At 67.5% G+C, this 15,608-nt stretch carries 14 protein-coding genes and 2 pseudogenes; 8 read left to right on the plus strand and 8 right to left on the minus strand.

Annotation, left to right across the window (positions count from 1 at the left end; all coding sequences use genetic code 11):
• Positions 1-138: 138 nt before the first annotated feature.
• Entirely contained in the window at positions 139-813 is a 675-nt protein-coding gene (locus tag ACZ59A_RS38650; protein ID WP_470968848.1) for a CBS domain-containing protein, read from the plus strand.
• A gap of 71 nt (positions 814-884) precedes the next feature.
• Here ACZ59A_RS38650 and ACZ59A_RS38655 read toward each other — a convergent pair whose 3' ends face one another.
• Entirely contained in the window at positions 885-1,484 is a 600-nt protein-coding gene (locus tag ACZ59A_RS38655) for an Rv1733c family protein (protein ID WP_470968850.1), read from the minus strand.
• 495 nt (positions 1,485-1,979) lie between these two features.
• On the opposite strand from ACZ59A_RS38655, the gene ACZ59A_RS38660 reads away from it, so the two are divergent.
• Complete coding sequence (locus tag ACZ59A_RS38660) at positions 1,980-2,852, plus strand: universal stress protein (protein WP_470968853.1); 873 nt, start codon at positions 1,980-1,982, stop codon at positions 2,850-2,852.
• A gap of 37 nt (positions 2,853-2,889) precedes the next feature.
• Positions 2,890-3,147, plus strand: a pseudogene (locus ACZ59A_RS38665) (polyphosphate kinase 2); the annotation flags it as partial.
• 30 nt (positions 3,148-3,177) lie between these two features.
• On the opposite strand, the pseudogene ACZ59A_RS38670 reads toward ACZ59A_RS38665, so the two are convergent.
• Positions 3,178-4,075: pseudogene (locus ACZ59A_RS38670) on the minus strand (integrase core domain-containing protein).
• A 632-nt stretch (positions 4,076-4,707) separates the two neighbouring features.
• Between ACZ59A_RS38670 and ACZ59A_RS38675 the strand changes: the two are divergent.
• From ACZ59A_RS38675 to ACZ59A_RS38690, 4 genes are all read left to right on the plus strand, one after another.
• On the plus strand, positions 4,708-4,911 hold the full coding sequence (locus tag ACZ59A_RS38675; protein WP_009719280.1) for a cold-shock protein: 204 nt from the start codon (positions 4,708-4,710) through the stop codon (positions 4,909-4,911).
• 345 nt (positions 4,912-5,256) lie between these two features.
• Complete coding sequence (locus ACZ59A_RS38680; protein ID WP_468056861.1) at positions 5,257-6,750, plus strand: DEAD/DEAH box helicase; 1,494 nt, start codon at positions 5,257-5,259, stop codon at positions 6,748-6,750.
• Between the two features lie 46 nt (positions 6,751-6,796).
• Positions 6,797-7,201, plus strand: a complete 405-nt coding sequence (locus ACZ59A_RS38685) for a CBS domain-containing protein (RefSeq protein WP_470968857.1) — start codon at positions 6,797-6,799, stop codon at positions 7,199-7,201.
• Between the two features lie 50 nt (positions 7,202-7,251).
• Positions 7,252-7,560: an SCO5918 family protein gene (locus tag ACZ59A_RS38690; protein ID WP_009719283.1), complete on the plus strand. Its 309-nt coding sequence runs from the start codon at positions 7,252-7,254 to the stop codon at positions 7,558-7,560.
• A gap of 101 nt (positions 7,561-7,661) precedes the next feature.
• Here ACZ59A_RS38690 and ACZ59A_RS38695 read toward each other — a convergent pair whose 3' ends face one another.
• Positions 7,662-8,021 (minus strand): hypothetical protein, encoded by a 360-nt coding sequence (locus ACZ59A_RS38695; RefSeq protein ID WP_468056201.1) that lies wholly within the window; start codon positions 8,019-8,021, stop codon positions 7,662-7,664.
• Positions 8,022-8,061: 40 nt separating this feature from the next.
• On the opposite strand from ACZ59A_RS38695, the gene ACZ59A_RS38700 reads away from it, so the two are divergent.
• Positions 8,062-8,343 (plus strand): hypothetical protein, encoded by a 282-nt coding sequence (locus ACZ59A_RS38700; protein WP_470968887.1) that lies wholly within the window; start codon positions 8,062-8,064, stop codon positions 8,341-8,343.
• Positions 8,344-8,382: 39 nt separating this feature from the next.
• On the opposite strand, the gene ACZ59A_RS38705 is transcribed toward ACZ59A_RS38700, so the two are convergent.
• The 5 genes from ACZ59A_RS38705 to ACZ59A_RS38725 all read right to left on the minus strand — a co-directional run bounded on the left by ACZ59A_RS38705 (position 8,383) and on the right by ACZ59A_RS38725 (position 14,816).
• Positions 8,383-8,544: a hypothetical protein gene (locus tag ACZ59A_RS38705; RefSeq protein WP_470968861.1), complete on the minus strand. Its 162-nt coding sequence runs from the start codon at positions 8,542-8,544 to the stop codon at positions 8,383-8,385.
• A complete protein-coding gene (locus ACZ59A_RS38710; RefSeq protein WP_470968863.1) occupies positions 8,541-9,623 on the minus strand; it encodes an integrase core domain-containing protein in 1,083 nt (360 codons plus the stop codon). Before ACZ59A_RS38710 ends, ACZ59A_RS38705 begins: the two co-directional genes overlap by 4 nt.
• Positions 9,624-9,659: 36 nt before the next feature.
• On the minus strand, positions 9,660-9,923 hold the full coding sequence (locus ACZ59A_RS38715) for a hypothetical protein (RefSeq protein ID WP_470968865.1): 264 nt from the start codon (positions 9,921-9,923) through the stop codon (positions 9,660-9,662).
• Between the two features lie 113 nt (positions 9,924-10,036).
• The gene (locus ACZ59A_RS38720; RefSeq protein ID WP_470968867.1) at positions 10,037-14,407 is read right to left on the minus strand and encodes an nSTAND1 domain-containing NTPase; all 4,371 of its coding nucleotides are present in this window, start codon (positions 14,405-14,407) and stop codon (positions 10,037-10,039) included.
• A gap of 34 nt (positions 14,408-14,441) precedes the next feature.
• Positions 14,442-14,816, minus strand: a complete 375-nt coding sequence (locus ACZ59A_RS38725) for a CU044_2847 family protein (protein WP_470968870.1) — start codon at positions 14,814-14,816, stop codon at positions 14,442-14,444.
• Between the last annotated feature and the right edge of the window lie 792 nt (positions 14,817-15,608).

Consider the following 15,608-nt stretch of genomic DNA (forward strand, 5'->3'; position numbering starts at 1 on the left):
CGGCGGGCGGGCCCTGTCCTGGGCCGAATGGTCGGCCGGAGGGACCGTGAGGCTCATCCTGCGGCCGTCGCGAGCTGCCACTCCGGGCAGCTGGCAATGGGCCGACCGTGCGTACGAGTCCCTAGAAGGAGGCGGCAGATGCACCACAGAACAGTCGGAGAACTCATGACCCGCGGGGTGGTCCGGGCTCCACTCGACATGCCGTTCAAGGAACTCGTCACGCTCCTCGCGGAGAACGACGTCACAGCGGTGCCGGTCGTGGACGCTTCCGACCGCCCTATGGGCGTGGTGTCCGAGGCCGACCTGTTGCGCAAGGTGTCGGGGCAGGCCGATCCGTCCGGCCGGGTACTGCTCCCGCATCCGGAGGCATGGGAGCGGGCGAAGGCCGAGGGAGCGAGGGCGGAGGAGCTGATGTCGGCCCCCGCCGTGTGCGTACGCCCCGAGTGGACGGTCGCCGAGGCCGCTCGCCTGATGGCGGTCCACGACATCAAACGGCTTCCCGTCGTGGACGAGACCGACACGCTGCTGGGCATCGTCAGCCGCGGTGACCTGCTGCGGATCTTCCTGCGCCACGACGACGCGATCCACGACGAGATCTGCCGCGATGTGCTTCACCGGACCCTTAGGCTGGCTCCCTCGTCCGTGACGGCCGAGGTGCGGGAAGGCGAGGTCGCACTGAGCGGATCGGTGGAGATGAGGAGTCTCATTCCGATCATCGTCCGGCTGTGCCGGAGCGTGGACGGGGTGGTCTCGGTCAGCGAGCACATCTCCTTCCGCACCGATGACACACAGGGCCCTTCCGCGGCCGCGTGAGCGCCGGGGCGGACGGGACCGCGGCGACGCCCGGGTGCGGGCGTGCTCGGCTGCGGGCCCGTGCCTCACGTTCAGGGAAGCCTTCGGGACCACCGGGGCTCCAGCAGGTCCCATTCGGCGCCCCACTGGGCCTGCCTGCGGCGGTCCATGGAACGGCCGACACCCGTCCGGAGGTTGAGGACGACGAGTGTCACGGCACCAGCCGTGACGGTGCCCGCGATCCATCCGGTGGTCCTCGCGGCAGTCGGTCGCAAGGGTGCCTCGACGACGTCTCCGTGGCGGTCCACCCAGACCGTCACCTCAGCGCCCCGGGTTGCGCTGCGTGCCACGTGGGCGACGGCTGTGTGCTCTGTGCCGTCCGCTCCGGTCCAGCGGACCCGGCCCAGACGCTTGCCGGTTCCGGGGTCCAGGGGATCGCCGATGAGGTGTGCGGTGACCTGGTGCCGTTGCGCCGCCTGGACGTGGGCCGTGTGCATCTGGGACGTGTAGGCGGCCCGTCCGGCGCTCACGGATGCGGCGGGAAGCCCGACAGCAAGAAGGACCATCAGCAGAACGGACACCCAGAACTGGACCCGGTCGGAGCGCCGCAACAGGGGATTTCCGGACGCGGACAGGCGTATGTACGTGCGGATGTCGAGTCCGTACGCGCCGCGGCGCTGTTCTCGGTCCATGGTCCGGCCCTCAAAACTCGCTTCACCGAACCGCTTGCACGACCATGGTCCACCGTTGGGAGGGCGGTCCGCCACTGGGACCGTACGTCCCGGACGGGCTGACGGTCTGGGCCGTCCATGGGCGCCGCGGCTCGGCGGCGTGGCCGCCCCATCGGTGCGACACTGGCCGCAGAGGCGACCGACCGCACTCGTGGGGAGGCTGCCGTGAGCGACTCCGAGCGCCGTGGCGCGGGCGGGGCACCCTGCTCGGCTCTTCCCTCGGCCCCCGGATACCCGAGGGCGGGAGCCCCGAGAGGACAGCTGGGGAACCACCTCGCGGTCACGGTCCACCCGGTCGCCGAGGCCGACCGGATCGCCGCACGCTCCCGTCCCGTGCGGCCACTCGTCACTCGTCACGGACCACCATGGTCGGCTCGTCGGCGCGGTGACGTGCGCGGACCCGCGGCGATCGCTTGGCCACGACGGCACCCGAATCCGTGAGGAGGGCGAGACCCGATGACGGAGACCCCCTTGGCGCGCCCGATCACCGTGGGGCTGGACGGGTCGCCCGAAAGCCTGGCCGCCGCCGACTGGGCGGCGAGGGAAGCGCGGTGCAGGCATGTGCCGCTGCTCCTGATGCACGCGTGGATGCTGCCTGCGCAGACGGCTCGTACCGCCCAGGCACCCGAAATCCGCAAACTCTGGGCACAGGAGGCCCTGGACGCGGCGAAAGCGCGTCTCATGGCCCGCTACCCAAAGGTGCCGGTCTCCGCCGAACTCGTCCCGCGCACGGCCGTCGAGGGTCTTGTGGCCCGCGGCGCTGCCTCGGAGATGCTGGTGCTGGGGTCGCACGGGCAGGGCCGGGCAGCCGGCTTTCTGCTCGGATCCGTCGGACTGCACGTGCTGGGGTCCTCGACGAGCCCGGTGGTGATGGTGCGCCGAGGCAGCGAGGAACGGACCGGGCCCGGAGGGGGCGAGGTGGTCGTGGGCATCCAGGATCCGCCGGAGTCGGCCGTACCGATCGAGTTCGCCTTCGCCACCGCCGCCGCACACGGGACCGGGGTGCGTGCCGTACGGGTACTGGCGCCGCCGGCCGTGTTCCCCCACGGCCCGCGGACACTTCCTGGCGAGGGTGCCGGACATGCGGAGCCTAAGCGGCTGGCCGAAGCGGTGGAGCTGTGGCAGGAGAAATATCCCGATGTCCCGGTGACCGAGCACGTCGAGCACGGTCACGCCGCGGAGGTCCTGCTGACGGCGGCCTCGCGGGCCGGCCTGGTGGTCGTCGGCCGCCCCACCCACCGGCCCGCCGTGAGCCCCCGCCTCGGCCATGTCACCCACGCCCTCCTCCACCACGCCGCGTGCCCCGTCGCCGTCGTACCCCATGACTGACGACACGCGGTCGTCCGCCTGAGGAAAGGGAGAACGGATGGCGCGCGCCACACCGCAGGGCGGGAGCGGGTCAGGTCGGCTGTCCCGATCCCGGTACCAGAGGGAGCTGCTTCGCCTCCAGATCGAGCTGGTGAAGCTCCAGGAATGGGTGCGGGCCGAGGACGAACGGCTCGTGGTGGTCTTCGAAGGACGGGACGCGGCCGGTAAGGGCGGCACGATCAAACGGGTCACCGAGCGCCTCAACCCGCGGATCGCGCGGATCGCCGCACTCCCGGTACCCACCGAGCGCGAACGCTGTAGGTGCCAAGAAATACGTCCGTACTGGTCACGCAGTATGTCGGTACTCGTGCAGGATGCCGCCGAGACGATCATGCCGATGGACATGGAGATCGGCGAGCTGGTCGGGGGTGGTGACAGGTTCGGGCAGTGGGTGGAGCGGTGCGGCGCTTGCGAGAGTGCGGTGGGGTCTGTGCTCGTTGTAGAACGCCTCGTACTCACGCAGTGCGCGGAGGAGGTGGGTCTGGTTCCAGATGAGGGTGCGGTCGAGGAGCTCGGTTCGGCATGACCGGACCCCACGCTCCATGATCGCGTTCCGGTCGCGCCGAGGACTCGCACGCGGGGGGTGGCGTGCTCGATCACCGCGAGGACGTACAGCCTGGCCCCTGTCAGGGTCTTGGTCTCGAAGAAGTCTGCGGCGAGGATGGCCTGGGCCTGGGAGCGAAGGAACGTCGCCCACGTGGTGTGGTCCCGTTCGGGTGCGGGGCCGATGCCGTGCTCCTTGAGGATGTTCCACACGGTGCTGGCGGCGACCTTGATGCCGAGGGAGGCGAGCTCGCCGTGAATGCGCCGGTAGCCCCAGCTGGAATTCTCCTGCGCGAGCCGCAACGGATGGAACGTACGGTGCGGGGCCGTCCGGGCCGTTTGGGGCGGGATGCCTTCGCGTGACGGTGGCGCAGTAGCTCACGGTGCCATCGCAGCACCGTGTCAGGTGTGACGATCAGCGGTAGTTGGCGAAGACGTGCCCGGGGGAGGCGATGCAGGAGAGCGGCCAGCAGGGCGCGGTCTGGCCAGGTGAACTTTGGTTTGTCGGTCTGTCGCTGCAGCGCGGCGAGTTGGTCGCGCAGCGCCAGAATCTCTGCCTCCTTGCTGCGGTCACTCTTCGGTAGGAGCCGTATCAGGGTGAGCATGCTCGTCAAGGTCAGGTAGAGCAGTCGCAGCAGCACTCCACAATGCTGGTGTGGGGAGGCTAGGTCGGCAACGGGGGCCTCTACGGTCACGGTTGACCGGCGGACCCACCGCAGCGCTCGCCCGTCGTGACCAGCATGGATGAGGTTTCTGGCACGTACAGCCGTGGCAGCTCATTGGCCGGCCGGTGTGGCAACCCACCGCTGAAGCAGATCCTCAGGCGGTCAGTGCGGGAGTAGTCGTACCGCGCGATCTGGCCCCCAGCATGTCGATACGAGCTGCTGGACCCCTTCCGAGTGGCGTCTTACGGAAAGCCGCGTACGTCGTCCGACGCTGGGAGCTCTGGTGCCGTTGGTGACTCTTCCTGAAACGTTGCACTCCGAGTGAATTAATATCTGTGCCCGGGAGATCAAATTTTGACGGACCGCGCAGTGGGAGTTTTTGTCGCGAAGAGTAGAGTGGAATCATCCAACGCGCACGGGCCGTTCCGGCGTGCTACTGTCGATCCAAGTTGCAGTTGTGGTTCCCGAAACTTCAAGTGCCCCCACCAGGCTTCTGCCGGTCAGGAGCACTTTTGTATTTCCGGTCATTTCCGGGCGGGGTAATCATCGCGGCGACACGGCGTCCGCGCAGTGCGGATGCCGATGCACTGCCCCAAAGGAGATATGACATGGCTGCTGGTACCGTGAAGTGGTTCAACGCGGAAAAGGGCTTCGGCTTCATCGAGCAGGACGGTGGCGGCGCCGACGTGTTCGCCCACTACTCGAACATTGCGGCGCAGGGCTTCCGTGAGCTGCTCGAAGGCCAGAAGGTGAACTTCGACATCGCGCAGGGCCAGAAGGGCCTGACGGCCGAGAACATCGTTCCGGCCTGACGCTCACGCACCATCTGTAGCTGGGGCCCGCATCCTTCGGGGTGCGGGCCCCAGCTGCACGTATCTCCCGCAGCGGTTTCACCCGCGGGGCGACTCTGAGGAATCCGCAGTCTCACCACACGCGGCTCTTCCTTCAGGGATGCAGGCGCATCCTGACGAGCTGCACCGCAGCCGACGCCCGGATCTCAAGGTTTCCATCGCGTCACTCATTTCAGCACCTGCGCCCCGGAGATCTTCCGCCGGCCAGATCTGCTTTCTTTTGCCGCCGGTCCATACTTGTAATTCTCCATGCCGCTCATCGCTGCGGGAATTCCTTGATATGTGCCACATCGAGGAAGGTTCCGCATGAACCACACATACACGAACGACCGCCCCGCCCGCGCCCGTAATGGCAATGCCGACGCCGGAAAGGGCGGCAGCCGCAGGGCCTCGCAGGCACCGCGCCGTTCCGGCGGGCCTGCCCGTTCCGGCGGTTACGGCCGCCGGCCCGCCGCAGTGCAAGGTGAGTTCGCGCCGCCCAGGACGATCACCCCCGCGCTGCCCGCCGTTGAAGGCTTCGCCGACCTCGACCTGCCCGAGCACCTGCTGACCGAACTCGGCAGGCAGGGTGTGACCGCACCGTTCCCGATCCAGGGAGCGACGCTGCCGAACTCCTTGGCGGGCCGTGACGTCCTGGGCCGCGGCCGCACCGGTTCCGGCAAGACCCTGGCCTTCGGCCTCGCCCTGCTCGCCCGCACCGCTGGACAGCGTGCCGAGCCCCGCCAGCCGCTGGGGCTGATCCTCGTACCCACGCGTGAGCTGGCACAGCAGGTGACCGACGCGCTGACCCCGTACGCCCGCTCCGTGCGGCTGCGGCTGGCCACCGTGGTCGGCGGCATGTCGATCGGCAGGCAGGCCAGCGCGCTGCGCGGCGGAGCCGAGGTCGTCGTCGCGACGCCGGGGCGGCTCAAGGACCTCATCGACCGCGGCGAATGCCGGCTGAACCACGTGGGCATCACCGTGCTGGACGAGGCCGACCAGATGGCCGACATGGGCTTCATGCCCCAGGTCACCGCGCTGCTCGACCAGGTGCGCCCGGAGGGGCAGCGAATGCTGTTCTCCGCCACCCTGGACCGTAACGTCGATCTGCTGGTGCGCCGGTACCTGACCGACCCCGTCGTGCATTCGGTCGACCCGTCGGCCGGTGCGGTCACGACGATGGAGCACCACGTCCTGCACGTCCACGGTGCCGACAAGCACGCCGCCACGACCGAGATCGCCGCCCGCGACGGACGCGTGATCATGTTCCTGGACACCAAGCACGCCGTCGACCGGCTGACCCAGGACCTGCTCAACAGCGGGGTACGCGCCGCCGCGCTGCACGGCGGCAAGTCGCAGCCGCAACGCACCCGCACGCTGGCGCAGTTCAAGACGGGGCACGTCACTGTGCTGGTGGCGACCAATGTCGCGGCGCGCGGCATCCACGTCGACAACCTCGACCTTGTCGTCAACGTCGATCCGCCGACCGACCACAAGGACTACCTCCACCGGGGCGGCCGTACCGCCCGCGCCGGCGAGTCCGGCAGCGTCGTCACCCTCGTGACACCGAACCAGCGCCGAGGCATGGTCCGCCTCATGTCGGACGCCGGGATCCGGCCGCAGACCACGCAGATCCGCTTGGGCGACGAGGCCCTGCGCCGGATCACCGGCGCCCAGGCCCCGTCCGGCATCCCGGTCGTCATCACCGCACCCGCGGCCGAACGCCCCAAGCGCAGCGCCTCCTCGCGCGGCCGGCGCCGCCCCGCTTCGGCGAGCCGGCGCGCCCCCGTACGCCAGTCCGGCTTCAGCGCGGTGGCCTAGAACTTTCGTGATCAGGAAGCTGACTCATCTCTGCAGGAGGTACCCTTTGACGCTGGTTCAGACACAGCCCCGCCCGGCGGGCGCCAACCCCGTGCGCAGGACGGTGGTCGAGGTCATGGACGCGGCCGGGCCGCAGGTCTGTGACGACATGAGCGTCGAGGTGGCGCTGGCCGTCATGGCCGCCGCCCGCACGGGCCGACTGGTCGTCTGCGACCTGGACGGCCAGTGCACCGGCCTGGTCACCCGTACCGAACTCGCCGCCGTCCGTGACAGCTCCGACTACACGGACCGTGTCCGCCTGCGCGACATCCTCGGCGACCACGGCTCGTTCACCTCACCCATGACCACGATGGCCGAAGCCGAGCACGCGATGCGCACCCGTCGGCTCGGTGTCCTGCCGGTGGTCGACGAGCAAGGCAGCGCCCTGGGCATCCTCGCCCTCTCCCGCTGAAACGCCTCGCCCCTGGTCGGACCGTTCTTCCCTTCTCCCTGTGAGGCCAAATGCGCTGCGTCATCGCCCGCTTCCCCTTCGAGCTCACCAAGGGCGGCGTGCTGGAATCGATGAAGGGCGTCAAGCCCGAACCGGTCACCGGTGAATCGGTGATCATCGGCCGCCGCCACTACCCCGTCAAGCAGGTCGGCCAGGTCATCACGCGCCAGGACCGCCGTGACTTCAGTGCCGCCGAAGTCCTCCGGGCCATGGCTCAGCTCGGCTTCACCTGCCGCGCCGTTCCCAAGCCAGCGCCCCTGGGCATTCTCAGCCCGATGCAGCACGCCTCCGCGATGCTCGGCACCCCCGTCACGGTCTGACCGGGTAGACAGACACGAGCCGACACCTGGCCAGCAGTGTGGGTCCGACCGGTACGCCGGTCGGGCCCACACTGCGTGCAGCCGGTTCCTGTCGCCGTCGCTCAGTGGTCGGAATAGCTGAAGTCGCCCACGGTCCAGGCGCTGACGTCCTCAATCGCGACACGGTACATTCCGCCCGTCTCCGGGATCCCCACCGTGCCCTGCAGGATCCGGGCGACATGGAAGTGCAGATGCGTGGATGGCCCGTCCTCCTTCACGGGGGCGTCGAAGACGGCGGCGAACTCGCCCAAGCGGTCCGAATCCGTCAGCACCTCCGACACCCTCTGCCTCCACACTGCTTCGGAAGCCAGCCGACCGGTGATGACAGCACCACCGGTGACCACGGTCAGGGACATCTGATTGCTCCGCCCGGACTCCACCAAGGCGGCGACGTGAACCAGGAGCTCGTCAGGCTTTGACATGAGGCAGATTGTATTCACCGGCCATCCGGCTGCTCGAGCGGTGGCGCTACCGGGCAAGAAGGGCACTCACGGTCTTGCCGCCGGAGGCCCGGCGGGTGACCGCGGTGGCGCGGGCGAGGCGGTTGACCATAGGCCAGCCGAACCCCCCGGTGCCGCCGCTCAGGTCAGGGGTGCGCATGCGTGGCGCCTGCCGACTGCCGTCGTGCACGGCCATTACGGGACCCCCATCGAGGCCGCCTGCCGGATCGTCATCCTCGAAGACCAGCTCGAGGAAGCCCAGCGCCTCAACGCCGAATCAGTGAACCCAACGGCAGCAGCATGAGATGAGCGTTGTCCCTGCCGAATACCTCATCCGTGCAGGTCATGCCGCATGTTGGTATTCGTGGAGGATGCCGCCGAGGTGGTCGCGGCGGCGTATGTCGAGGCGGCTCAACTTGTCCGGATCGTCGATCGGTGTGGGCAGTGGGTGCAGCGGTCGGGCGTTGGCGATTGTGCCGCTCGAAAAGTCATCGCTGCACGTCATGCTGCATATCTGTACTCGTTGATGAGACCGCCGAGGATCCGGGTACGCAGGATTTTGTGAGTGTTGAGGTCATGCGCCGTGGCGGGATGTTCGGGGGCGTCGGGTGGTAACTGGTTGCGTGCTTGGTGAGGGCGGTGCTCGTTGTAGTGCCGCTCGTAGGCCGTGAGGATGTGGCGTGCGTGGGTCTCGTTCATGATGAGGACGTGGTCGAGGGCTTCGCGTCGGATGCTGCCGATGATGCGTTCGCAGTGCGCGTTCATACGGGGAGCCTGTGGCGCACTGTTGAGGATCTCCATCTCCTCGGCCTGAAAGACGGCGTCGAAGGCCTCGCCGTACTTGCCATCGCGGTCGCGCAGCAAGAAGCGCAGGGACTCGATGCGTAGGCCCAGGTCGGCGGTGAGATTCCGCGCCTGCTGCACCGTCCAGTCCCGGGCCGGGTGGGCTGTGACCCCGGTGATGTGCAGCCGCCGGGTGCCGTGCTCGAGGAACACCAGCGCGTACAACCGCCTGCCGAGGGCGGTGTCGATGTGGAAGAAGTCTGCGGCGATGATGCCCTCGGCTTGTGCGGTCAGGAACTCGCGCCACGTGGGGCCTGAGCGACGTGGCGCGGGGTCGATGCCGGCCGCGTTGAGGATCTCCCAGACCGTCGAGGCGGCGATCCGATGCCCGAGTCGGGTCAACTCTCCTTGGATCCGCCTGTGCCCCCACCGCGGATTCTCCCGGGCCAACCGTAGGACGAGTGTCTTGACCGCTGCCGGGGTGGGCGGGCGTCCGGTGCGTCGGCGCGCGGTGGAGTCCCACTTCGCGGCGACGAACCGACGATGCCAGGCCAGCAGGGTGCCGGAAGTGACAGGGAAGACCTCATGCCAGTGACGCCGGGGTATCAGCCCGGACAGGGCGGCGAACCAGAACCGGTCGGCGGGCTCGTAGCGGACCGGTCCGGTCAATTGGCGGCGCAGGACCGCGTTCTCGTGCCGCAGCACCAGCAGTTCCGCGTCCTTCGCCGTCCCACGACGGAGGAGTACCGATGGAACGGTCAGCAGCTTCCGGGTCACCTTGTACAACAAGGACACGGTCATGCAAGGCATGATCCCAGCGAACTGGCCGCACCCCGCTCAGCTGCGGCGATGACTTTTCGAGCGGCACAGGGTGCGAGACCCGGGAAGCAGCAGGGCAGTCCGCAGTTCTTCCAGTGCGCCCGCGCGCGTGCTGATCCGTTCCATGTCTGGCGACAGCGGCACGCCGAGGCCGGCGAAGGGGCTCGGCTGCCACGCCGGAGGCGCACTGTGGCCAGCCGCGTGGCGGGGGATCTCCCACGCGTCGAGGAGCTGTGGGACGTTCGTGTCGGGTGCGGCCAGTTCGCGGGCGATGTCGGCCACCGTCCTGCCCTTGTCGTGGTACTCGCTCGAACTCGTAGGGACGGCATCGCTTATCTGTGCGGCAGTACGGCGCAACCGCGCTTGTAGCTCAGGCGTGAGGCATTTGTCCAAGTTCAGGCCGGGCAGATTCCGTGCGGCAGCCATGTGGGAAGGCCCTGGCGCTCATCTTCGGTGAGGTCGCGGCCGAAGATGTCGCACAGTTGGTCCTTCCATAGCTCGGGGGCGAGGTGAAGGATGTTCACGGAAGTGCGGTTGGTGAGCCGCAGCAGAGTCTTCCCGTCCTTCGAGGCGGCAAGGAACTCCTGGTCCTCCGCGAAGTCGTAGGAATCTCCGCCGCTGGGATCGGCCACGTTCTCAAACCGCACGGAGTTTCCGTTGGCCAGAAGGAACTCCGGGCCGCCTTGCAGGAACCCAGCTTGGTACCGGTCGTACGCCTGGAGGGGACCGAAGGGACCGACTACCCTCTCCATGCGTCGCCCGGGTCCCACAGACCACACCTCCACCATGTCGCCCGTGGTCTGCACGGCTGCGTATCGTCCGCTGCCGTCAAGTACGGCATGGTCGACGATCGGATCGAAGCGGAGCCTAAGCGCCTTGTCTTCCTTGCCCGTTCGCAGGTCCACGGCATGGACGACCGGACTTCCCTTGATCATGATCTGCGTGTAACCCTGCTTTGGATACGGGTCCAGGAAGAACTGCGGCGGGTCTTTCTTGGTGAGTCCCAGGTCGCGTACGTCGATCGTCTTCGACAGACGTCGGCCGGTCCGGGTGTTCCAGTGCTCGATGCGGCTGCCAGAGACCGTGAGCAACTCGTCGTCGTCGACAAAGTAGAGTTCCACCCCGTCCGTTGCCTTCCCGGCTTTGTCGACCGGAGGTCTGGCGGTCGTAATCTCCGTGACCTGCCGCAGGGACGGGACCTCCCAGATGCGGACCTTGTTTCGGCCGACAAGGTCGGCAGCGAGTGTCTGGGCCCGGTTGACCTTGATTCGCGGAGGTTCTCGGACCATGTCCATCGACTGGTCCCTCGGGGGCCTCTTCACCTTCTTGAGGGTGTTCGTGTTTCCGCGTTCGTCCATATTGACGAGGGCCAGCCCCTCGCCGTTGGCGCCTTCGCGCAACAGCATCGTGTTCTTGTTGCCGAGTAGCACCGGAGGACTGTCGGCGTCCATGGAGCCGACACTCAGCGGCCGAGCGGTCACGGCGGTCTCGTCCCAGATGACCAGGGCCAAATCCCCCGGCTCCCCGACCAGGGTCAAGTCGTCGAGTTCGGGGACCTCGCTGGGCCCCCCCGCCACTTCCACTTCCTTGCCCGGCCGAGTGCCAACGAGTGCCCACTCGGCCCCGGCCTTCTTCACTGCGAAATGCTCTCCCGTCGCGTCCATGGCGATGCGGCTGCAGTGGGTACTGGTCGAGTCGGGCTCATACGCGGTGAGCACTCGTCCGTCCGCAACGCGCACCGCTCGGTAGACGGCACCATGCTTGCCTTGCCCATTCTGGCAGAAGGCCAACACGCCGCCGTTCCCCGACAGGGCGAGGCTGGGCCTCACCGACGTGCGTACGCCGCTCGCCAGCTCACGTGTCTTTCCGGTACCGATGTCGACGGCCATCACCGCCGAGTCCGCATCCGTCTCATCGCCGTACTGCGGCTGGGCCACGAGTGTGTTCTCGTCCGGACCGAACCATGCCGTCTCCAGCGCGGGCACGCCTGAGGGCATCCCCCGCCCCTTTTCCGCGGCCAGGTCCCAGATCCGGGCCTGCCCGTCCACCATCATGACCACTTCTCCGGCGTCCGGGGAGAAGTCCGCGAGGCCGAGGTTCTGACCGAACGACCTCACCTCGATGTCGAAGTCGCTGTTGCGGATCGTATGCGCAGGTCCCAGCATTTTCTCGGCGCCGCGATGGACGTCATGCCAGACGAGGGCGCCACCCTTCTGCGCCGAGAAGTAGGCAATCCTCCGACCGTCCCTGCTGACCAGTGGGTAGAGGACCTCCCGGGCGAGACGCAGATATTCGCGATGAACCCTTCCCCCGGCACGGCGGACGAATAACACCGCCCCACTCTTCCCGCTCAGCGACCCTCCGATCTCGGTCGTCACGAGGGTCACCGCCCCATCTGTACTCATCGCCACGTCTTTCACCGGTGACTCGGTGCCGGTCAGTACCCAGGAGTCGTCCTTGAACTGGTCGTACCTGCGCAGCAGGGAGTTGCGGGCCTCCCGGGTCGGTGCGACGTCATGAGCTGCGATGGCGACCAGCGCGGCAAGCCCCGGGTCCCGCCTCGCCAGCTCCTCCGAGAGGGAGGCCAGCGACCGCGACCGCCCTTCCGCCTCCCGCTGCGCGCTGACCTGCGACTGGTAGACGAGGAAGGTACCCAGGCCAACGATCAGCGCAAGCACCAGTGCGGCAGCGGTCCATGCTGCACGTACGCGGTTTCGCCGCGTACGGTGATGCCGCCGGGCGAGGTCGAGGAAGCCCCGCTCTGCCGCAGTCATGTCCGTCTCATGTGCACGCAACCGGCTTTGCAGGGAATGAAGTTGCAGCGGGGCGGGCAGCAGGTCTGGTGACCGGTTCGCCTTCTGCCAGCGGTCGAGGTCGTGCCCGAGTTCCGCCCTGCCGGCCAGGAACTCTCCGTCGATCTTCACCTGATGCGCGAGCGTCGACCAGGCGCTGATCAGCGCCTCGTGGGCAAGTTCGACACTCTGCGGTTCTCCCTCGTCCCCGTGCAATACGAGCAGCCTTCGCGCGGCGAGTGACTTTGCGATCCGCCACCGCTCCTCCCCGGCTTCCTCCCGGGTGAGCATGCGGCGTAGGGGAGCCTCGCTGCCCGGGAGCACCCGGACCAGGCCGGTGAGTAGCCGCAACGCTTCCTTCTTGTCCCCGTCCCCGTCCTTGCCTTCGTCCTCGGTCTCCGCGGCTTTGTCCCTGCCGTTGCCCTTGTGTTGCTTCTCGACGCACTCTTTCCACGCCTGCTCGGCATGGAGTTTCAGGGCCCCGGATACGCCGTCGTTCTCTTCATAGGTCGAGGTCCGCAGCCGTCCAGCAGCCTGGTGCTCCCAGAGCTGGGCCAGGACGAATCCCAGCAGGGGCAGGACTCCCGGTTCGTCGCCCGCGTCGTCGACGATGCGTCGCTCTAAGCCTGGCTCGTACTCCACGGCCGAGATGCGCTTGACCGGCTCACTGATCACTTGTGCGAGCTGGTCCCGGGACATGGGTGTGAGCGGGACCGTCACACCCCTCTTCAGCGCGGAGCCGAGGCGAGCGTGGTTCAGTGCCGCTTCCATGAAATCAGCCCGCAGCGTGACCAGCACCTTTAACATATTCTGCTGCCGCTCGGGGAAAAGTAGACCAGCGACTTCCTCGGCCACTGCATCGGATCCGTCCAGGAGGGCTTCGGCCTGGTCAAGTACGACGAGGAGTCGGCCGGCCGACGAACCGAGGGCACGGTGGAGGGTGTCTGCCAGCCCTAGTTCGGCAAGCCACGACTCCACTTGGTCGGCGCTCTCCGCGCGCGGGGGCTCATGCTGCCTCGACCTGACGATCTCGAACAGTTCGGTGGCGAGCGCGGCCCGCAGAGAAGAGAAATGTGCGGCGTTCACCTGCACAATCAGGTAGCCGTCCTGCCGCATCCTCGGTACCACACCGGCCAGTGCGAGCGACGACTTGCCGCAGCCCGACGGCCCGTACACCGTGATGATGGGCTGATCGCCCCGCAGTGCGGTGACGACTCGATCGATGTCGTCGTCCCGGCCGAAGAAGACCTCCGTGTCGTCTTCCTGGAAGGTGGACAGGCCGCGGAAGGGCGTGGCCGGGCTGACGAACGGGGCGAGTTCGGGCGCTTCCTTCAGCAGGGTTCTCATGCGCAGGACGAACGCCTGCTGGGCCTCGCGCACCGGCTGCGCCGCTACCATCATTCCGACGGCGGCACCCAGATCGTTGTCCCAGACAGGGCTGCCGCTGAAGCCTCCCTTGACGTAAACCGCCTCACCGTTGGTCCGCGAGAGCTGGATCCAGCCCTGGCGGGTGGGCCCACGGAACCTGCCGCTTTGCCAGATTCCATCCGGGTTGTCGTCGGTGAAGCCCACGGCACGGGCATCGTGGTCCCATACGCCACGATGGGAGTCGATCACGGGAAGCGGACGGGCTCCGGGAATCCGGTGCCGCAATCGCAGGACGGCGATGTCCCCGGTCTGATCGGGTCTGATCGGTATCCAGCGCTGGACCTCGGAGCCATGGTCGCCCTCGTCGACACCGTCGGCGTTCCCAGCCAGCGGCACGTCGATCGTGACCTCGGTTCCGGCCTCAACCGTGTCTTCCCGGCGCCGGTCCAGCGCGTCCGACACCACGTGGGCGCAGGTCAGCACCAGATCCGGAGCGATGAGGAAACCTGCGCCGCCTATCACGCCGTCCGGCCCCTTGACTCGGACGACCGCCGAGATCAAGGCTGGCTCCGCTGCCTCGGTGTCCCGCTCTTGAAACTCCGTCACTGTGATCTCCGTGCCCCGTGGCGCCCTGACTGGGTCAACTAACCTGGGAAGTATCCCCGTTGGAGTCTGCAGCGTCACTCCTGTTCCAGGTCAGGCTCACAGAGAAATTGGCCGCTGTTGCCGTGCTGGCAATCACCACGTCAGCCTCGGCCGACAGTGACACCCCGAACTCCAGCGTGATCTCGTCCGGCGCATTCGCAAGACCCCTGAACCGCCCGACGAAGCTCTCCGCCACGGGACGTACCGTATCCAGCATTTGCCCGAACGAACGTTCGGCGCACGCAATGGAGCGGCCTCCCCTGCCCACGCGGACGAGCGTTTCGTCCACCTCCCGGATCTGAACACGGACGGACTCGTTGCTGCCGTCACCCAGAGGAACCTCCACGGTGCGGACAGGACGGTCGCTCATGACTCTCCTCCATCTACTCGGGAGCGGAGATCGTAGCGACTCCCTCCCCGACAACCACATGTCACCCGGGGCGACTTGGACAGGTCGAGCCGCACCGCTCTTGCCCTCCGGGCGGGGCAGACCGTCGTACGCAGGCGTGGGGCCGTAGCCCCGGACGAGAGAAGCTACTGTAGTTACAGTCCGGAGTCAGCGCGCACAGATTCCTGGAATTGCGTATTCGGTGCGCATCTCACGGGTACAGCGCTCACGGAATCGCGGAACTACACAGGTCTGTAGGTTCCGCAGTTTCATGGGCATTCTCGGTCTGCTTACCTGGGGCGTTGGGTTTGGTGAGCACTCTTGACTGCGGGGTTCGTCTCCTGATCATGAGCAGAATCCTTGGCGATTCCTGCTTGGGCGGTAGCGCTGGGTAGCGTGCGCTGTCCTGCTCTCTGAAGGCGCACGGGTGTGGATGTGGTATGAAGCGACTCCTCTGGCGTGGCGGCAGAGGCCGCGCGCGTGTCAGGCCGCTGGGATTCGCGGCTGATGGGGAGCTTCAAGTGTCGCGACGATCGCCGGTTTGGGTAACCGGTGATCGTCGTCTATGTTGCGGCGGCTGACGGCCTGCAGTCTCGGTCGAGGCGCCGCGCCGCACCTTGACGAGGACCAGGGGATCGCTCGACCCCGGCCCTGGGGATGGCCCGGGGTCGGGGCGAGGTTGTAGGTGCCAAGAACTGCGTCCGTGCTGGTCACGCGGCGTGCCGGTACTCGTGCAGGAGGCCGCCGAAGTGATCGCGTCGATGTACGTGGAGA

This window comes from Streptomyces sp. NPDC040405, from assembly GCF_055595765.1.